The following is a 15,581-nucleotide window of genomic DNA, read 5'->3' on the forward strand; positions in this document are numbered from 1 at the left end:
CACCCGCCTGCTCGACCTGGGCGCATGGATGCGGCGACCGAGCTTACATGGACGTACTTGCAGCGTCCCCCGTAACCGGACCCACCCCGCCATCCCACAGGAAGCCAGCTTTTGCTTCGGCGGTTGCTGTTGCTCCGGCTTGCCGCAGGTGCAGGGCCGCAGGCCCTGCCGAACCCCCTACCGCCCCATGACCCTGGCAATCGCTTCCACCAGCAGCTCACCGGTCACCGGCTTGCGCAGGAAACCGCCGATGCCGGCCGCTTCCACCTGCTGCTGCAGGTCCGGATCGGTCCGCGCGGTCACGGCAAGCAGCGGCAGCATGTAGCCCTGGTTGCGCAGGTGCTGGGCCAGCTCGAAGCCGCTCAGGCCCGGCAGGTCAAGATCCAGCAGGCCGACGTCGAAATCACCGGCGCTGATCTCGCGCAGTGCCGCCAGCGCATGCCCCGCATGCACGACCTCGTGCCCGCGCGCACTCAGCAACCCGCGCACCACGTCGGCCACGGTCGCATCGTCCTCCACCAGCAGTACCCGCAATGGCGGCATGTTCGCCGCGTCCTCGCGGTGCGTTTCACCATCTGCTTCGGCATTGGCATCGACCACCATCGGCAACGGCAACGTCACGCCGAAGCAGGTGCCGCGACCGAGTTGGCTCTCCACCTGGATGCGCCCCTGCATCGCATGCGCCAGTTCGCGGCAGATCGCCAGGCCCAGGCCACTGCCACCGTACTGGGCGGCGGTACGTGCACCATCGGCCTGCTCGAAGCGGCGGAACAGGCGTTGCTGCTGCTCCTGGCTGATGCCGGGGCCGGTGTCGCGCACCTCGAAATGCAGCGATCGCAGCTCGGCGTCGCCGCGCGCGTGCAGGGTGATGGTGCCGCGGCTGGTGAACTTGACCGCATTCGAGAGCAGATTCAGCAGAATCTGACGGACCCGCATTGCATCGCCGGTGGCCTGCAGGCCGGGGGGCAGCTGGTTGTCGAGGGTGAAACGCAGGCCCTTCTGCGCCGCCAACGGCCCCATCAGCGCGGCCAGGTCCTGCAGCAGGCTGCTCAGTGCGAACGGCTTGTGCTGCAATTCCAGACGACCTGATTCGATCCGCGCAAGGTCCAGCGCATCGTTGACCAGGTGCAGCAGGTGCTCGCCGGCATGGCGGATCGATTGCGTATAGCCGCGCTGCTGCGGATCCAGAGGCGAGGACAGCAGCAGCTCGCTCATGCCCAGCACACCGGTCATCGGCGTGCGGATCTCATGGCCAAGGTTGGCCAGGAAGCGGGTCTTGGCGGCCGATGCCTGTTCGGCCAGCTCCTGCTTGTGCAGCGCCAGCTGATAGGCGTGGCGGCGCTGCAGGCGACGACGGTACAGCCAAGCGAACCAGCTGGTCAGCAGCAGCGCGAACGAGGCCAGCACCAGCAGGCCGGACAAGCTGCGCCACCACGGTGGCTGCACGCGGAATTCCAGGCTCTGCACCCGTGACCAGACATGGTCGGCCGACCGCGCCTGCACTTCCAGCCGATAGCTGCCCGGTGCCAGCCGCGAGAACAGGCGCTCACCGGCCGGTCCCACTTCCACCCAGTCCGGGTCGTAGCCGGCTAACCGGTAACGATAGGTATTGGACGCCGAATCGGCGAATGACAGCAGGCGCGCGACGATGCGCAGATCGCGGTCGCCATCGGCGATCTGCAACGGCGTGTCGTGGGTGAGGTCCAGCACCTGCTCGTTGCGGCGCACCTCCACCCGCTCGATCACCAGCGGCGCACGCCGCATCGAGGGCCGCACCTGCTCCGGGTCGAACACCACCACACCGGCCGGCGTACCCGCCACCAGATGGCCGTCTCCTGACATCACCAGCGTGTGCTCACGGAATTCCTGGCTCGGCAGGCCGTCGTGCACGCCATACAGGCGCACGCTCTGGCCATCGGCACCGATGCGCACCAGGCCACGCGCACTGGTTGCCCACGCTACCCCCTGGGCATCGACCACCAGTCCCGAGGCGGAGATCGCCGGGTAGCCCTGCTCGGCACCAATCACGGCCTGCCGCTCCAGCCGGCCCTGGCTCCAGCGGTAGCGCGACAGGCGGCCATCCTCGGACAGCCAGACCTGGCCATCGCTTCCCACGTGCAGAGCATGGATCGCGGTCGCCGGTGCACCCGGTACCGGCTGGAAACGCTCGCTTTCCGGCAGCCACTGCAGCAGGCCACGGCTGCTGGCCAGCCAGATATGGTCCTGAGGCCCGCATTCCACGTCGAGATTGAGCTGGCCCTGCTGCAATCCGCGCTGGCCATTGTCCAGCTGGCGCCGCAGGCGCCCATCCAGATCGCGCTGCTGAAGACCCGCCGACAGCATCAGCCAGAGACTGTCACCATCACAGGTCATCATCGATTCGATGACACCTTCCATGGTCGCGTCGGCGCCGGCATCCCGGCCCCAGCGGCGCAGATCACGCCGCTTCGGGTCATAGCGCAGCAGTGCGTCGTTGGAACCGATCCAGACCTGGCCGCGGCGATCCTCGCGCACCGAGGTCAGCCAGTGCATGCCGTTGACCCAGGTGCGATGCTGTTCGATGCTGCCGGTCTTCGGATCGAAGCGGTCCAGCGCGCCGTGGCTGCCGACCGTCCAGATGCCGCCGTTGCTGGACGGGCTGGTACCCAGCACGAAAGCGTTGCGCAGCGAGCGGGGGTCGTCCTCCAGCCGCGACAGCACCGAGAACTGCCACCAACGCGGCAGCAGGTGCCAGAGGCCGGCGTTGGTGCTGGCCAGCCAGATACCACCCTCGCGATCCTCGTAGGCGCCGGTCCAGTTCGGGCGCACCGGACCACGCGCCACGGCGCTGTACAGGGGCACGGCCTGGTACTGGCCATCGACCGCCCGGCCAAGGCCGGTGCGGGTGTCCAGCCAGTGCCCGCCCTGCTCGTCGCGCAGCATCATGCCCAGCACCTGTTCGCCTTCGGGCAGCTTCCAGGACGGCGCCTCGAAACGACCGTCGGGGCGACGCACGACGGCACCGGCCATCGTGCTGATCCAGAGGCTGCCATCGGGCTCGGCCGTCAGGCCATTGATCAACTGGCTGGGAACGATGCTGGCACCGACCCGTTCAAAGTCCGTGCCGGTCCAGCGCGCGACGCCATGCTTGGTGCCGATCCACAGGCTGCCATCGGCCAGGGTTGCCAGGTACGGCACCGATGCGGCCGGCAGGCTGCGTGGGTTGTTCGCTTCGGGCAGGAAGCGCTGCAGCCGGTCCTGGTTGTCCAGGCGGTACAGACCACCTTCGTGGGTGCCGAACCAGACCGAACCATCCGGCGTGGTGGCCAGGCTCCAGACCGTGTTGGTGCCCATCAACGGCTGGCTGCTGCGGTCGTAGAAATGCAGCTGGCGGCGATCGGCCGACATCCGTACAAGACCGGCGTTCTCGGTGCCGATCCAGAGCTGGTTGCGGGCATCGACCAGCACCGTCCAGATGCGGTTGTCGCGCAGGCCGTCTTCCGAACGCCAGATCCGGTAGTTGCGCCCGTCGTAGCGGGCCAGGCCGTCGTTGGTGGCGATCCACAGGTAACCGTAACGGTCCTCGGCCATGCGGTTCACGGTATTGGACGGCAAGCCGTCGAACACCGTCACCTGGCGCGGGCTCGGTGGCACCGGCTGCGCCGCAGCGGGCGACAGGCAGCACAGGAGGACCAGCAGCAGCATCGCCGCCCGCAGATACACCACCGATTGCCTCCTCACGCTGCTTCTGATGATTCCCGCACTACGGGCGTCGGCATGGTAAACCGAAAGTCGCGCCGTTCACGCCCGGCACTGGCGCATTCAAAGGGTGGTCTGTCGTTTTGCGCGCGCCTGGGCAATGGCAGCCACCAGCATGTCACCGGTCACCGGCTTGCGCAGGAAGCCATCGAACCCGGCCGCCAGGACCTGGGTCTCAGCGTAGGCATCGGAGCGTGCGGTGACCGCCACCAGGGGTAGTTCATAGCCCATGGTGCGCAGCTGGCGGGCGATGGCGGTGCCGTCCAGCGCCGGCAGATCGAGATCCAGCAGGCCCACGTCAAAGCCATCGGTGGCGATCTCCGAAAGCGCGCCCAGGCCATGCAGCACGTGCACCACATCGTGCCCACGGCCACGCAGCAGGCCGGCGATGACCTCCGCCACGGTCGCGTCATCCTCCACCAGCAGGATGCGCAGTGGCGGCAGCATCGGCAGCACCGGCGATTCGCCCGGCGCATTGGTGGCCTGCCGGATCCAGGGCAGCGGCAGCCACACCCGGAAACGCGCGCCCTTGCCCGGCTGGCTGTCCACTTCGATGCGTCCGTTCATGGCCACGGCCAGCTCCTGGCAGATCGCCAGGCCCAGCCCGCTGCCGCCATAGCGCGACGCAGTGCGCGGGCCGTCCGCCTGTTCGAAGCGATGGAACAGGCGGTCCTGCTGCTCGGCGTTGATGCCCGGGCCGGTGTCATGCACTTCGAAGCAGAGGCCGCCGCCATTCTCCTCCAGTCGCACGGCCAGGCCGACGTGCCCACGCTCGGTGAACTTGATTGCGTTGCCCAGAAGATTCAGCAGGATCTGCCGCACGCGCATCTCGTCGCCGCTGACGCTGACCGGCCCCGGCGGATCGCTTCCACGCTGGAACTCCAGGTTGCGCTGCTTCGCCATCGGCTGCATCAACGCCTGCACCTGGTCGAGCAGGCCGGCCAGATCGAACGGGCGCAGGTCCAGCTCCAGCCGGCCGGCCTCGATGCGGGCCAGATCCAGCGCGTCGTTGACCAGCCGCAACAGGTGGCTGCCAGCCTGCTGGATCGAGCCTGCATAGCTGCGCTGCACCGCATCCAGCGGGGTGGCCAGCAGCAGTTCGCTCATGCCGAGCACGCCGGTCATCGGCGTGCGCACCTCATGGCCCAGCGTGGCCAGGAACCGGCTCTTGGCCTGTGAGGCCTGCTCTGCCAGCTGCTGCTTGTGCACGGTCAACTGCCATTGCTGGCGGCGGCGCAGGCGCGCACGGATCGACCACACCAGGATAAGCAGCAGCAGCGAGCCGATCAGCAGGTAGCCGAAGATCGCCATGCCGCTGCGCCACCAGGGTGGCAGCACCTTCACCTGCAACTGCTGCGAAGGCGTCCACGCGCCACTGGCCGTGGCTGCCTGGACTTCAATGACGTAGCTGCCGGTCGGCAGCCGCGACAACGTGCGCTGGCCGTCACCGCCCTGCTCCACCCAGTTCTGGTCGTAGCCCTGCACCCGGAAGCGGTAACGATTGCCCTGCGGATTGGCATAGGAAAGCAGTCGCGCGTCGATCTGCAGATCACGATCGTCGGGCCCCAGCAACAGCGTGCCGGTGGTCGGCAGTGGTTGCCAGCCACGGGCATCATCGCGCCGCACGCGGACCTCGGCGATCACCAGCGACGACGGCGGCAACACGGCATCGGCAGCATTCACATCGAACACCACCAGGCCGGTCTGGGCCACCGCAAGCACGCGACCATCGGCATTCACCGCTGGCGGCCGGCTGGTGAACTCGGCGTCGGGCAGGCCATCGCGTTCGTTGAACTGCTGCAGGCGGCGCGCCTTCGGGTCCCACCGCAGCAGGCCACGTGGCGTGGTCGCCCACAGGCGGCCATCTTCGGCCAACGCCAGTCCCCCCATGCTCACCGACGGCACGCCCGCACTGCCATCGATGCGCTGGATCAGGCGCAGGCTCATGCCATCCCACTGGTAGCGCTCGAGCGCGCCCTGGCGGGCCAGCCACAGCTGCTGTGGATCCACCCACACCAGATCGTAGATCAGCCCACGCGAAACGCCCGGCACCGCTTCGAAACGCCCGGCCTGTTCACGCCAGATCCCCATGTCGCCCATCACCCAGGCCTTGCCCTGGGCATCAAAGCGGATCTGCTCAACCGGTGAATCAGCCGTCTTGCGGAGATCCTCCAGCGGGAAACTACGCAGCACGCGGCCATCGGCGCTGCGCTGCTGCAGGCCCAGGTTCATCACCGACAGCCAGACCGTGCCATCGGGGGCCTGCCGCATCAGATCGATGCGCTGGCGCAGATCGGCCCCTCCATCGATATGCCAATCGTGCAGCGCGCGGGTGGCCGGGTCGTACACGCTGATGCGGCCGGCACGCCCCAGCCACAGGCGCCCGTCCGGCCGCGGCAGCACCGACCACACCGCCCCGCTGCCGATCTCGCGATCGCTGGCCAACAACTTCAGCACTCCCTGCGCGTCCAGCTGGTACACGCCATGCGCTGAGCCGACGTAGTAATTCCGGCCATCACTGGCTGCACTCAACAGGTACTGGCTGTCCAGCGGCTTGCCGTCAAGCTGGTTCCAGATCGAAAACCGGCGCCAGTCCGGCGGCAGGTAGGCCAGGCCCTGGGTCAGCAGCGCCACCCACAATCCGCCCTCATGGTCCTGCATCAGATCAAGCACACCGCTCTGGGCAGTGAGGAAACCACTGCCACGGTCGCCGTCGAGCCGCCGCAGCATGCTGGCATCTCCGCGCAACAGGCCATCGGAGGTGCCCGCCCAGTACCCCCCCTGGCGATCGGCCAGCACCAGTGCCGAACGCAGGCGTGCACTGTCGGTCCAGCGCGGACGACTGACCCGGTCCTGCGCGTCGATACGGTAGAGGCCGTCGTTCTGGCTGCCGGCCCAGATCGAGCCATCGGGGTCGCGGCTCAGGCGCAACACACTCAGCGCCCCCAGTTCGCGCGGCGCGACAGCCTCGAATCCAGTTCCGTTCCAGCGCGCAATGCCCGCCTCGGTGCCGATCCACAGGCGCCCCTGCGCATCGACCAGGCTGCTGTAGATGGTATTGCTGGGCAACCCGCCAGGACGGGCCGGATCATGCTCGAAGAAGCGCAGGCTGCCGTCTTCACCGAAACGGCAGACGCCATGGCCACTGGTGCCGATCCACAGTGCATCCTCGGCGTAGGCCAACGTCCAGAACTGGCTCATGCAGGGGCCGTTGACCGCATCGAAGGTCTTGAAGTGCTCGCGGTCAGCATCCAGCCGGGCCACGCCCTTGCCATTGATGCCGACCCAGACGCGGTCCAGGGGATCGACCAGCAGGGTCTCGATCTCGTTGCCGGGCAGCGATCCCGGCTGCTCCGGATCATGTTCCCAGACCCGCAGGCTGCCGCCGTCATAGCGCACCAGGCCACCATCGGTGGCAGCCCAGATATGGCCCTGGCGGTCCTCGGCCAACGCCAGCACCATGCGCGAGGGCATGCCTTCGGCGGCACCGAAACGGCGCAGGCGCGGTGTTTCCGCCATGTCCAGGGCCGTGGCCGCCGTGGCGAACGCCATCAGCAGCAGCCCCATTCCCGCGATGCCTCGGCACCACCGGCGCCAACCGCTCGTCATCCTGAACCCCCTGTCCTGTCCCGATTGTCACACAGGGCCGGCTTCATGGCTGCAACAGCCTGTTTCCACCGGTGGACCCACCACGAACTGTTGCAGCCATGCACGCAACGTTGGCAGGGGGCTGTGCGTATGATCGCAACGTCCCCCTTTCCGGAGCCCGCCATCGATGCGTCCCTGCCTGGCCCTGCTGCCGATGCTGCTCGCCACCGCCCCCGCCTGGGCGGATGCAGATACCTATCGCCTCGATCCGGTGCATACGCGTGTGCTGTTCACCATCGACCACGCGGGTTACTCGCAGGCGATGGGCACGGTCTCCGGCAGTGAGGGCCGCCTGCAGTTCGATCCCGACAACTGGCGCGAGGCCACACTGGATGTCGAGGTCCCCGTGTCGCGACTGGACCTGGGTGATGCCAAGTGGAACCAGGCCACGCTGGCCCGCAGCCTTCTGGATGGCGAGCGTTTCCCGAAGGCACATTTCGTCTCCAGCCGGGTCGAACCGATCGATGCCAGGCGCGCCCACGTGATCGGCACCCTGACCCTGCGCGGGGTCAGCCAGGAGATCACGCTGGACGTGACCCTCAACGCCATCAAGCGCTATCCCCTGCCCCCGTTCCGACGCACCGCCGGTTTTTCCGCCAGCACCACGCTGAGCCGGCGCGCGTTCGGCATCACCGCCTGGCCGGGCGTCATCGGTGATGCAGTACAGCTGAGGATCGAGGCTGAAGCCACACTCGACCGCAGCGACGCCCCGGGAACTCCCGCTCCCGTTCCACACTCCGACCCTAAGACGGCCCCCTAGAGGACCCTTCATGACCGCCAAGAACACCCCCGCCGCCTGGGGGAGTGTCAGCCAGATCCTGCATTGGTTGATCGCATTGCTGATCCTCGCCCTCGGCGTGGTCGGCCTGACCATGGGCGAACTGCCCAAGACCCCCAAGTATTTCTGGGTCTATACCGCGCACAAGTCGATCGGCATCACCGTGCTGGCGCTCGTACTCTTCCGCCTCGGCTGGCGCCTGTATGCCGGTGCCCCCAAGCCGGTGCCGGGCGTGCCCAGCTGGCAGGAACGCATCGCCAGTGCCACCCATGTGCTGCTGTATGTGCTGATGTTTGCCATCCCGCTATCGGGCTGGCTGTACGACTCGGCCAGCGGCCTGCGCCCGTTCCGCTGGTTCGGCCTGGTTGACGTGCCCAAGCTGAGCGGCCCGGACCCGCAGGTCGTTGCGGTGTCCCATGCCATCCACGAATACGGCTTCTGGCTGTTGATCGCGGTGGTGCTGGCCCATGCCGGCGCTGCCTTCTACCACCACCTGTTCCAGCGCGATGCGACCTTGTCCCGCATGTTGCCGCGTGGCTGGCTCACCTCCCCTCAGAAGGACTGACCGATGAACCTGAAACTGACCACTCCGGCCGCCGTGGCCGCCGCCCTGGCCGGCATGCTGGCCACCGCCCCGGTGCTCGCCGCCGACTACGCGCAGGCCCCCGGTGCCGGTTCGATCCTGGTGTTCGCGACCAAGTACGACGGCGAAGTGTTCACCGGCAGCTTCCCGGGCTTTGCCACCAAGCTCAGCTTCGACCCGGCCAACCCGGCCGCCGGTTCGCTGGACGTGGTGATCCCGCTGGCCGGCGCCAGGAGCGGCAACAGCGACCGCGACTCGACCCTGCAGACCGCCGACTTCTTCAACGTCGGCAAGTTCGCCACCGCGCGCTACACCGCCAAGGGCTTCCGAGCGGTGGGCAACGACCAGTTCGCCGCCGACGGCACCCTGGAACTGCGCGGGGTCAGCAAGCCAGTCACGCTGACCTTCACCTGGAAGCCGGGCACCCAGCCGGTGCTGACCGGCAAGGCCACCGTCAAGCGCCTGGACTTCGGCGTCGGCAGCGGTGACTGGGCCGACACCAAGACCATCCCGGACGAAACCGCGATCAGCACGATCGTGAAGTTCGACGCGAAATGAGCGATGGGCCGGGGCACGGCCCCGGCCGCATCCTGTAGAGCCGAGCCATGCTCGGCTGCCGTCCAGGTCGCGCTGCGCGCGTCAGCCGAGCATGGCTCGGCTCTACAATGAGCTTTCAGCCAGCCAAGCCTTAACCGTGGCCGCGTCGAACGGCCAGTCCAGCTCACGGTCACCGCGCTCGTCGCGCAGCACCGGCACCCGCGCGCCGTAGCGCGGCTCCAGCGCCGGCTGGTCATCCAGGAACACCGATTCGAACTCCGGCGCCCTGGCCTTGGCCAGCTCGGCCAGGGCCATGTCGCACAGGTGGCAGTCGTCACGCTGGAACAGAGTCAACACCGGATGGGACCCCTTGGCGGAAATGCTGCGCCGCAGCCATGGAAGTGCGGCATGAACCGCTAGAATAGCGGTCTCTTCCGGTACCCGCAGTACGGCAACCATGGCTGTCAGCACGTTCGACGTTTTCAAGATCGGCATTGGCCCGAGCTCCTCGCACACCGTCGGGCCAATGAAGGCCGCCGAGCGATTCATCCACCGCTGGCTGCTCGATCCGGGCCGCCTGCACGAAGTCGCGCGCATCCGCGCCGATGTCTACGGCTCGCTGGCGCTGACCGGCCGCGGCCACGGCACCGACAAGGCGATCCTGCTGGGCCTGGAAGGGCAGCGGCCAAACCTGATCGACCCGGACATCATTCCGGCCACCCTGGAGCGCATCCGCAGCAGCAAGCGCATCCAGCTGATGGGCCAGCACGAGATCGCCTTCGACGAAAAGCGCGATCTCGGCATGAACAAGCGCCAGAAGCTGCCGTACCACACCAACGGCATGCGTTTCACCGCGTACAACGCCGAGGACGAAGTGATCGCCACCCGCGATTACTACTCCGTCGGCGGTGGCTTCGTGGTCAACCAGGACGACGCGGCCGATGACCGCATCGTGCCCGACGAGACCCCGCTGCCCTACCCGTTCAAGAGCGGCGACGAGCTGCTGGCGCAGACCGCGCGCAGCGGCCTGAGCATTGCCCAGCTGATGTTCGAGAACGAGAAGTGCTGGCGCAGCGAGGACGAGATCCGCGCGCAGCTGCGCGAGATCTGGAGTGCGATGCAGTCGTGCGTGACGCGCGGCATCCGTGAGGAAGGCGTGCTGCCGGGTGGCCTGAAGGTGGGCCGTCGTGCACCGGCGCTGTACCGCGAACTGTCGTCGAAGCCGGAAGCGGCGATGCGCGATCCGCTGACCACGCTGGACTGGGTCAACCTGTACGCACTGGCGGTGAACGAGGAAAACGCGGCTGGAGGCCGCGTGGTGACCGCGCCGACCAACGGTGCCGCGGGTGTGCTGCCGGCGGTATTGCACTACTTCGACCGCTTCTGCCCCGGCGCCAACGAGCAGCGCGTGTTCGACTTCCTGCTGACCTCGGCGGCGATCGGCATCCTCTACAAGGAAAACGCCTCGATTTCCGGCGCCGAAGTGGGTTGCCAGGGCGAAGTGGGCGTGGCCTGCTCGATGGCGGCCGGTGGCCTGGTCGCGGCGCTGGGTGGCAACCCCAGCCAGATCGAGAATGCCGCGGAAATCGGCATGGAACACAACCTCGGCCTGACCTGTGACCCGATCGGCGGCCTGGTGCAGATCCCCTGCATCGAACGCAACGCGATGGGCGCGGTGAAGGCAATCAATGCCTCGCGCATGGCGATGCGTGGCGACGGCAAGCACAAGGTGTCGCTGGACAAGGTGATCAAGACCATGCGCGATACCGGCCGCGACATGCAGGACAAGTACAAGGAAACCAGCCGCGGTGGGCTGGCGGTGAACGTCATCGAGTGCTGAGTTGTAGCGCCGGACGACACCGTCACCGCATTCCGGTTAGGCTCGGGGCTCCCTGCCCCCGGACCGCCCCATGCGCGTGATCGCTGCCGCCCTGCTTGCCTGCCTGCCGCTGCCTGCCCTGGCTGCGCCGACCTATGGGCCACGCCTGGAAGGCTTCGACTACGGCTATCCGGTGAAGACCTTCGCACTGGAATCGCAGCGGCAGCCGCTGGAAATGGCCTACCTGGACATCGCGCCGAAGAAGGCGCCCATCGGTGTGGTGGTGCTGCTGCACGGCAAGAACTTCTGCGCCGCCACCTGGAAGGAATCGATCAAGCCGCTGGTTGCCGCCGGCTACCGGGTGATCGCCCCGGACCAGGTCGGCTTCTGCAAATCCAGCAAGCCCGAACGTTACCAGTATTCGTTCGCGCAGCTGGCCGCCAACACCCATGCCCTGCTGCAACAACTGCAACTGGGCGATGTGCCGGTGCACCTGGTCGGACATTCGATGGGTGGCATGCTGGCGGTGCGCTACGCGCTGATGTTCCCGCAGGACCTGCGCAGCCTGTCGCTGGTCAACCCGATCGGGCTGGAAGACTGGAAGGCGTTGGGCGTGCCGTGGCGCAGCGTGGACGCGTGGTACGCCGGCGAAATGAACATCAGCTATGACAGCATCCGCCGCTACCAGCTGGAGGTGTACTACGACGGCAAATGGAAACCGGCATATGAACCGTGGGCGCGGATGCAGTCGGGCATGTACGAAGGCCCGGGCAAGCAGGCCGTTGCATGGAGCCAGGCGCTGGCCTCGGACATGGTGTTCAACCAGCCGGTGGTCTACGAACTGAAGAACCTGCAGGTGCCGACCACGTTGTTCATCGGCCAGAAGGACCGCACCGCGATCGGCCGTGACCTGGCACCACCTGCAGTAAAGGCGACGCTGGGCAATTACCCGGTGCTCGGCAAAGCCGCGGCCTCAGCGATTTCCGGCTCGAACCTGGTCGAGTTCGCCGAACTGGGGCATTCGCCGCAGGTGCAGGACCCGAAGCAGTTCAACAGCGCACTGTTGAAGGCGTTGACGTCTCGCTGACCGGCAGGCGTGCCCCTGTAGAGCCGTGCGTGGGCTCGGCTCTACAGAAGCGGTGCGATCAACCCACGATCCGCAACACATCATCCAGCAGCGCGGCGGCGGTGACTTCCGCGCCAGCGCCCGGGCCCTGGATCAACAACGGCTGGCGCTGATAACGGTCACTGTGGATGGCTACGCGGTTGTCGGTGCCCGCGCCCTGCGCCAACGGGTGATCGGCCGGCAGCTCGCGCAGGCCCACCTTCGCACCCGCGCCATCGACACGGCCAACGAAACGCAGCACGTGGCCGTTGTCGCGCGCCTGCTGCCAACGCACCTGCAACGGCGCATCCAGCTGCTCCAGTGCCGCCAGTGCATCCTCCAGCGGCAACGCTGCCAGCGTTTGAGGCACCAATGAATCCACCTGCACCTGCGAAGCATCCAGCGCCAGCCCGCTGCTGCGGGCCAGGATCAGCAGCTTGCGCCGCACGTCTTCGCCGGACAGGTCCAGGCGCGGATCGGGCTCGGTATAGCCGGCCGCCAACGCGTCGCGCACCGCCGCCGAGAACGGCGACTGGCCGTCGTAACGATGGAACAGCCACGCCAGCGAACCGGACAGCACACCCTCGATGGCATGGATGTGATCGCCACCGGCCACCAGCGCGCGCAGGCTGCTCAGCAGCGGCAGGCCCGCGCCGACGGTGGCGCTGTCGCCATAGCGCGCACCACTGTCGGCGCAGCTTTCGGCAATCGCCTGCGCGCGTGCGAGCTGCGCACCACGGCCCAGCTTGTTGGCGGTCACCACGTGCACGCCGCGTGCCAGCCACTGCACGTGGCGTGCGGCCACGTCTTCGCTGGCGGTGGCATCGACCACCACGTCGCCACGTTCCAGTCCTTCGGCGCTGGCCCACGGCGGCGAACTCTGGCCATCGCGCGGTGCACGCCGTGCCAGCTCCAGCGGCAACACCAGGTCACGATCGATCTCCAGCGCAGTGCGTGAATTGGCCAGCCACTGCACGCTGGGCAGTTCCAGCCCACGCGCCCGCAATGCCTGGTAACGCTGCACGAAGGCCGAGCCGACCGTGCCAGTGCCCAGCAGCGCCAGGCGTCCCACGCCCAGCGCAGGAATGTCAGCGGCGAGCGCGCTCATGCATCCACCACCTGTTTGCGGCGCGCAGCCGCATCAATCACCGCTTCGGCGCGCTGCAGCGCGGCGCCCAGATCAGCCAGCAGGTCACGCTCGGCCTCGATCCCAACCGACAGGCGCAGCAGCCCTTCGCTGATGCCGGCGGCGGCACGCGCTTCGGCGGTCATCGCCGCATGGGTCATGGTGGCCGGATGCGCGATCAGGCTTTCGACGCCGCCCAGCGATTCGGCCAGGGTGAAACAGCGCAGGCCATCGACGAAGGCACGCACTGCGGCATGCGGATCATCGCCTTCGCAGTCGGCCAGTTCGAACGACAACATCGCGCCAAAGCCACTTTGCTGGCGTGCGGCGATGGCATGCCCGGGGTGATCGGCCAGGCCCGGGTAGTAGACCCTACCGACTGCCGGATGCTGGTCCAGCAGGGCAACGATCGACGCGGTGTTCTCCTGGTGCACGCGCAGGCGCGCATCCAGCGTGCGCAGGCCGCGCAGGGTCAGGAACGCATCGAACGGCGAACCGGTCAGGCCCAGCGCGTTGCCCCACCACACCAGCTGCTCGTGCAGTGCCTGATCGCGCGCGACCACCGCACCACCCACCACATCGCTGTGGCCATTGATGTACTTGGTGGTGGAATGCAGCACCAGATCTGCGCCGAAGGCCAGCGGTTGCTGCAGCGCCGGCGACAGGAAGGTGTTGTCGACCACCACGAGTGCACCGGCCTTGTGCGCGGCATCGATGACGAAGCGCAGGTCGGTGATGCGCAGCAGCGGGTTGGACGGGGTTTCCACCAGCACCAGCTTCGGCTGGGTGGCCAGCGCCTGTGCCAGTGCACGCGGATCGGTCAGGTCGGCGGTGACCAGTTCGAAGTGGCCCTTCTTCGCCAGCGCATTGAACAGGCGCCAGCTGCCACCGTACGCATCGTGCGGCACCACCAGGGTATCTCCCGGCTGCAGCAGTGCATTCAGCACCAGGTTGATCGCCCCCATGCCGGTGGCGGTGATCACGCCGCCGGCACCGCCTTCCAGTTCGGCCAGCGCCTCACCCAGCAGGTCGCGGGTGGGGTTGCCACTGCGCGTGTAGTCGTACTGGCGCTTGTTGCCGAAGCCTTCAAAGCTGAAGTTCGACGACAGCACGATCGGCGGGGTGACCGCGCCATGGGCGGTATCGCGATCGATGCCGGCACGGACGGCGGCGGTGGTGCGACTACAGGACGGCTCGTTGGCGTGCAGGCTCATGCGGACTCTCCAGAGGTGCGGAAGGCAGTGGCGAGGATCGCGTCGATGCGATCGGTTTCTTTGAGGAAGGCGTCGTGGCCGTAGGGCGAGCGCAGCACGCGCAGGCTGCCGCGCGGGCCCAGCCCTTCGACCAGGCCGACGAGGTCGGCCAGCGGCACCAGGCGGTCGCCCTCCACGGCCACCACCACGGTCGGCGGCAGGATCGCGGCGGGGTCGACGCGGTGCAGGTCGATCGATTCGGACAGGCGCAGGTAGGCGGTCACCGGTGTGCGCGCGACGTACTGCGCGCCGGCGGCGTCGAGATAGTCTTCGGCGGCCACGCGCACGCGGCCGTTGATCACTTCCGGCGCGGCATCGAAGCGCTCGCCGAATTCTTCCGGGGTGCGGTAGCTGAGCATGGCGAACTGCCGGGCCAGCGCCAGGCCATGATCTTCGCCGCACTGCAGCTGGCCCAGCGCGACGGCGCGGCGCTGCAACGCGCGCCAGGCGGCGGCATACGGGTGCGGGCGATGCGCACCGCTGGCCAGCACCAGCTGGCGCACGCGGGCACGATGACGGATCGCGAACTGCTGGCCGACCAGCGCGCCATACGAATAGCCGACGAAGGCTTTCAGCGCGCGGATGCCGAGATGATCCAGCACCAGCGCCAATGCGTCGGCCTGATCGGCGGTATCGATCGGCACGTCCAGCGCACCGTCGGCGCCGATGAAATCGAACGCCAATACGCGCAGCTGCTGCGGATCCAGCGTGCGCCCCCTGCCGACCAGCTCTTCGGCCCAGCCCTTCTCGCTGAACTGTGCGTTGGAGGCCACATGGCGATGCGCGGAGATGCCGCCGGCCAGTACCACCACCGGCGCGTTGGCCGGGCCGACCCACTCGTAGCGCAGGCGCACCGGGCTGGGGCCGGCATGACGCATCGACAGCACCGCGGCGAACTCACCGCGCTCGGCATGCACACGGTCTTCGACCGGCACGCTGACGGGGACAAAGGGTTCGGGGTGAACGGCGGTACTGGTGGCGAAGCTCATGGCGG

The 15,581-nt window shown here is 67.7% G+C and carries 11 protein-coding genes; 5 read left to right on the top strand and 6 right to left on the bottom strand.

Going from position 1 to position 15,581, the window contains the following annotated elements:
- Positions 1 to 177: 177 nt before the first annotated feature.
- On the bottom strand, positions 178 to 3,705 hold the full coding sequence (locus tag N5D45_RS16025; protein WP_057503490.1) for a hybrid sensor histidine kinase/response regulator: 3,528 nt from the start codon (positions 3,703 to 3,705) through the stop codon (positions 178 to 180).
- A gap of 96 nt (positions 3,706 to 3,801) precedes the next feature.
- A complete protein-coding gene (locus N5D45_RS16030) occupies positions 3,802 to 7,347 on the bottom strand; it encodes an ATP-binding protein (RefSeq protein ID WP_029379839.1) in 3,546 nt (1,181 codons plus the stop codon).
- A gap of 166 nt (positions 7,348 to 7,513) precedes the next feature.
- Here N5D45_RS16030 and N5D45_RS16035 point away from each other — a divergent pair, with 166 nt between their 5' ends.
- The 3 genes from N5D45_RS16035 to N5D45_RS16045 are packed head-to-tail and all read left to right on the top strand — an operon-like array spanning position 7,514 to position 9,305.
- Positions 7,514 to 8,146 (top strand): YceI family protein, encoded by a 633-nt coding sequence (locus tag N5D45_RS16035; RefSeq protein WP_010482756.1) that lies wholly within the window; start codon positions 7,514 to 7,516, stop codon positions 8,144 to 8,146.
- 10 nt (positions 8,147 to 8,156) lie between these two features.
- Complete coding sequence (locus tag N5D45_RS16040; RefSeq protein WP_010482755.1) at positions 8,157 to 8,729, top strand: cytochrome b; 573 nt, start codon at positions 8,157 to 8,159, stop codon at positions 8,727 to 8,729.
- 3 nt (positions 8,730 to 8,732) lie between these two features.
- Complete coding sequence (locus N5D45_RS16045) at positions 8,733 to 9,305, top strand: YceI family protein (RefSeq protein ID WP_279939272.1); 573 nt, start codon at positions 8,733 to 8,735, stop codon at positions 9,303 to 9,305.
- A 102-nt stretch (positions 9,306 to 9,407) separates the two neighbouring features.
- Here the strand turns inward: N5D45_RS16045 and N5D45_RS16050 are convergent, their stop codons facing one another.
- Positions 9,408 to 9,641, bottom strand: a complete 234-nt coding sequence (locus N5D45_RS16050; protein WP_019338792.1) for a glutaredoxin family protein — start codon at positions 9,639 to 9,641, stop codon at positions 9,408 to 9,410.
- 100 nt (positions 9,642 to 9,741) lie between these two features.
- Between N5D45_RS16050 and N5D45_RS16055 the strand changes: the two genes are divergently transcribed.
- Complete coding sequence (locus tag N5D45_RS16055) at positions 9,742 to 11,124, top strand: L-serine ammonia-lyase (RefSeq protein WP_019338791.1); 1,383 nt, start codon at positions 9,742 to 9,744, stop codon at positions 11,122 to 11,124.
- A gap of 70 nt (positions 11,125 to 11,194) precedes the next feature.
- The gene (locus tag N5D45_RS16060) at positions 11,195 to 12,190 is read left to right on the top strand and encodes an alpha/beta hydrolase (protein ID WP_279939273.1); all 996 of its coding nucleotides are present in this window, start codon (positions 11,195 to 11,197) and stop codon (positions 12,188 to 12,190) included.
- A gap of 58 nt (positions 12,191 to 12,248) precedes the next feature.
- Here N5D45_RS16060 and N5D45_RS16065 read toward each other — a convergent pair whose 3' ends face one another.
- From N5D45_RS16065 to N5D45_RS16075, 3 genes are read right to left on the bottom strand one after another with little or no spacing between them, the layout of a single operon-like run.
- Positions 12,249 to 13,316: a homoserine dehydrogenase gene (locus N5D45_RS16065; protein WP_279939274.1), complete on the bottom strand. Its 1,068-nt coding sequence runs from the start codon at positions 13,314 to 13,316 to the stop codon at positions 12,249 to 12,251.
- Positions 13,313 to 14,548, bottom strand: coding sequence for an O-succinylhomoserine (thiol)-lyase (locus tag N5D45_RS16070; protein ID WP_010482748.1), 1,236 nt, complete (start codon positions 14,546 to 14,548; stop codon positions 13,313 to 13,315). Before N5D45_RS16070 ends, N5D45_RS16065 begins: the two co-directional genes overlap by 4 nt.
- Positions 14,545 to 15,576 (bottom strand): homoserine O-succinyltransferase, encoded by a 1,032-nt coding sequence (locus tag N5D45_RS16075; RefSeq protein ID WP_164194284.1) that lies wholly within the window; start codon positions 15,574 to 15,576, stop codon positions 14,545 to 14,547. The genes N5D45_RS16070 and N5D45_RS16075 overlap by 4 nt, the downstream gene beginning before the upstream one ends.
- Positions 15,577 to 15,581 lie beyond the last annotated feature (5 nt).

The sequence above is a fragment of the Stenotrophomonas sp. GD03819 genome, from assembly GCF_029841665.1.
Taxonomy (GTDB): Bacteria; Pseudomonadota; Gammaproteobacteria; order Xanthomonadales; family Xanthomonadaceae; genus Stenotrophomonas; species Stenotrophomonas geniculata.

Bases quoted from the DNA above. Each gene is read 5' to 3' on its own strand.
- N5D45_RS16060 (WP_279939273.1), top strand. From the start codon at position 11,195: ATGCGCGTGATCGCTGCCGCCCTGCTTGCCTGCCTGCCGCTGCCTGCC.
- N5D45_RS16045 (WP_279939272.1), top strand. From the start codon at position 8,733: ATGAACCTGAAACTGACCACTCCGGCCGCCGTGGCCGCCGCCCTGGCC.
- N5D45_RS16070 (WP_010482748.1), bottom strand. From the start codon at position 14,548: ATGAGCCTGCACGCCAACGAGCCGTCCTGTAGTCGCACCACCGCCGCC.
- N5D45_RS16030 (WP_029379839.1), bottom strand. From the start codon at position 7,347: ATGACGAGCGGTTGGCGCCGGTGGTGCCGAGGCATCGCGGGAATGGGG.
- N5D45_RS16055 (WP_019338791.1), top strand. From the start codon at position 9,742: ATGGCTGTCAGCACGTTCGACGTTTTCAAGATCGGCATTGGCCCGAGC.
- N5D45_RS16035 (WP_010482756.1), top strand. From the start codon at position 7,514: ATGCGTCCCTGCCTGGCCCTGCTGCCGATGCTGCTCGCCACCGCCCCC.
- N5D45_RS16040 (WP_010482755.1), top strand. From the start codon at position 8,157: ATGACCGCCAAGAACACCCCCGCCGCCTGGGGGAGTGTCAGCCAGATC.
- N5D45_RS16075 (WP_164194284.1), bottom strand. From the start codon at position 15,576: ATGAGCTTCGCCACCAGTACCGCCGTTCACCCCGAACCCTTTGTCCCC.
- N5D45_RS16065 (WP_279939274.1), bottom strand. From the start codon at position 13,316: ATGAGCGCGCTCGCCGCTGACATTCCTGCGCTGGGCGTGGGACGCCTG.